This is a genomic window from Runella sp. CRIBMP (assembly GCF_009905605.1).
Taxonomy (GTDB): domain Bacteria; phylum Bacteroidota; class Bacteroidia; order Cytophagales; family Spirosomataceae; genus Runella.
Map to the genome: position 1 here is coordinate 1 of NZ_JAAAKZ010000039.1, position 2,545 is coordinate 2,545.

Sequence of the window (2,545 nt, forward strand, 5' to 3'; positions counted from 1 at the left end):
TGTAAAATGATGCAGAAGGGAGCCACCGAATGATGGCAAAGTAGTCCAAGTGTGGATAAGTTCAGAGCGATAAAAATAGGAAGTTTGTAGGGAATAAAAACCCTTACAAACATGGCCAATAATCGCATCAGAATGAAACAACTTCATACACTCATTACCTACCGGGTAAGTGGCCGGAGCAAGCGATGGATAGCCCGCAGCTTAGGTATATCACGTAAAACGGTAGACACCTATTTGGGGTATTTGCATTCAGAGATAGGCTCTGATCTAAGCGAGTTATTGAGCTGGGATGAAGAGGCCCTTTTCCGTTTAGTTAAGCGTCAGGACAGCCCGACGACTCATCAGGAATTAGAGTTGCTTTTTCCCCTTTACCAAAAAGAACTTCAAAAGGTAGGGGTGACTCGGTTGCATTTATGGCAGAAGTACTGCCTGACCACCCCTCATGCCGTCACTTATTCACGCTTCTGTCACTACTTTCGTCGTTGGGAAGCAAGTCAAAAAGTAGTAATGCACCTGGAGCATAAGGCGGGCGATAAACTTTACATTGATTTTGCGGGAGAAAAACTGCACATCACAGAGACTCAAACAGGTAAAAAACAGGAATTAGAAGTCTTCGTTGCGGTTTTGGGATGCAGTCAGTACACCTATTGCCAAGCGGTTTACAGTCAGAAAAAACATGATTTTCTCTTAGCTCTTGCCAATGCTTTAACCTACTTCGCAGGTGTACCCCAAGCCATTGTACCCGATAACCTCAAGGCCGCTGTCACTAAATCAGACCGCTATGAACCCGATTTAAATGAGAGTATTGAGGACTTTGCCTCTCATTATCAAACGGTTATTTGCCCGGCCCGCAGTCGCCATCCCAGAGATAAAGCTTTAGTGGAGCGAACCGTTGGCATTCTTTACAGTCGGGTATATGCTTTTGTCAATGAACACGCGTTTTCCTCCCTTCATCAGCTTAATGAGGCAATCAGAGAACGGCTGATGCTTCATAATCAATCTTTCTTTCAGGGTAAAACCGAGAGCCGTCAGAGTCTGTTTGAAGAACTGGAAAGACCTGTTTTGCACACCTTACCCTCGTCCCGTTATGAGCTGAAGTCCTTTAGAAAAGCCAAAGTGCAAAAGAACTGTCATGTTTTACTCTCCGAAGACAAACACTACTACTCTGTACCTTATCGCTATGTAGGTCAATATGTTAAGTTGATTTATTCAGCCGAAAATGTTGAAGTGTATGCTGATCATAAACGGGTGGCAACCCATGAAAGATTCCGTTCCCAACACCAGTACACCACCCTTAAAGAACATTTACCCGCCCAACATCAATACCTGATGAACTGGAATCCGGAGTTCTTTGAGGAACAGGCAAAAAAGATCGGGGCTAATACCCTACTGGCTGTTGAGCAAATGCTGGCCAAGAGAAAGTATGCCGAGCAAGCTTATAAATCGTGCGCGGGCACGCTGGCCTTAGTTCAAAAAGTAGGCAAAGAACGCCTCGAAAACGCCTGCGAAAGAGCGTTGGCTTATGACTTTGTATCCCTCAAACTCATCCGTAATATCCTAGACAGAGAACTCGACAAAGTGCCTATCACGTCGGAATTATCGGAAGAATCTTCCCAAACCCGTATTATCCCCTTACACGCAAACATCAGAGGAGCAGGCAATTATCAGTAACCCTTTATTTTTTTCTTTTCAAAAGCAACATAAATTAAATGAACACACAGGCAACACTCCAACAACTCCGAAGCCTCAAACTCAATGGCATGGCTTCTTCCTATGAAGCCATGCTGAGACTGCCGCTTGACCAACAACCGCACGCTGACCAACTCTTGGCACAACTCGTTGAATCAGAAAGTCTTCACCGACAACATCACCGAACGCTGGCGGCCATCAAAGCTGCAAAATTCCGCTATCAGGCAGCCATTGAGGAAATCCAGTACCTGCCCGAGCGTAATCTTGACAGGAACCTCATGCTCAGATTGGCGGAGTCCCGCTTCATCGCCAAAGGGGAAAATGTTTTTATCACAGGAGCTACGGGCTGCGGTAAAAGTTATATCGCATCAGCACTGGGCTTGCAGGCATGTCAAATGGGGTACAAAGTGGGTTACTTCTCCATGACCAAACTGCTTCAAAGGTTCAAATTGGCAAAAGCCGACAATACCATCAGCAAGGAATTGGCCCGTATCGAAAAAATGAACCTGATTATCTTGGATGATTGGGGATTGCAACCCCTTGACAGTGCAATGAAAATTACACTTTTACAAATGATTGAAGATCGACATGGCAGGGCTTCCACCATTATTACCTCTCAACTCCCCGTTGCCAATTGGTTCGACTATATCGCAGAGCCTACCTTGGCCGATGCTATCATGGATAGATTAATCCAGCATGTTCATCGACTGGAGTTGAAAGGGGAATCAATGAGAAAAAAACAAAAAAATAATGCAACTCTTACACCTTAATTTACCTTTGTAATCACGCTTCAATACTTATCCACAGCTGGCCTAATTATCCATCATTCAATGGCCTTCTTTAGCATCATTATACA

At 44.6% G+C, this 2,545-nt stretch carries 2 protein-coding genes; both read left to right on the top strand.

Translation table 11 applies throughout. The annotated features are described in order from the left end of the window. The first annotated feature begins 111 nt into the window (after positions 1-111). Entirely contained in the window at positions 112-1,671 is a 1,560-nt protein-coding gene (istA, locus tag GVN20_RS29410; RefSeq protein ID WP_166561768.1) for an IS21 family transposase, read from the top strand. 38 nt (positions 1,672-1,709) lie between these two features. Next, entirely contained in the window at positions 1,710-2,459 is a 750-nt protein-coding gene (gene istB / locus GVN20_RS29415) for an IS21-like element helper ATPase IstB (RefSeq protein ID WP_166561769.1), read from the top strand. Positions 2,460-2,545: the final 86 nt, after the last annotated feature.